Annotated in this window: 1 pseudogene; it reads left to right on the forward strand. The window is 38.1% G+C overall.

Annotation, left to right across the window (positions count from 1 at the left end):
- Positions 1-204: 204 nt before the first annotated feature.
- Positions 205-486: pseudogene (locus SB775_RS27395) on the forward strand (transposase); the annotation flags it as partial.
- Positions 487-515 lie beyond the last annotated feature (29 nt).

Consider the following 515-nt stretch of genomic DNA (forward strand, 5'->3'; position numbering starts at 1 on the left):
AACGTGGTTTTTCCTGATCTCGCGATGTCTGTTATTGTAGCTTGAACCTTCTGAACCTGCTTTTGTGCAAATTCCTTGCTGTAAGAGGCAAACTTTGTACCGCTTGCTACTTTTTTCTAAGCAACCTTGAATCGTCTACACTTATCTGGACAGATATTTTAAGGGCAGCTACACTTAACTTATTACAGATAAGGAGCACTCAAAATGACGAAAAGAGAACGCCGTACATTCACTTCCGAATTTAAAAAACAGATGATTCAACTCTATCAAAACGGAAAAACACGAAAGGCTCTTATTGAAGAATATGAACTTACTCCTTCTTCTTTAGATCGATGGATTCAACAGGGTGAAAACACAGGTTCCTTTAAGGAAAAAGATAACCGTTCTCCCGAGGAAAGCGAGCTTATCAAGCTGCGAAAAGAATTGAAACAGTTACAGATGGAGAATGATATTTTAAAGCAAGCAGCGCTGATACTAGGACGAAAGTAAATGTTATTAAGCGAAACAAAGACAAA

Source organism: Peribacillus sp. SIMBA_075 (assembly GCF_046534585.1).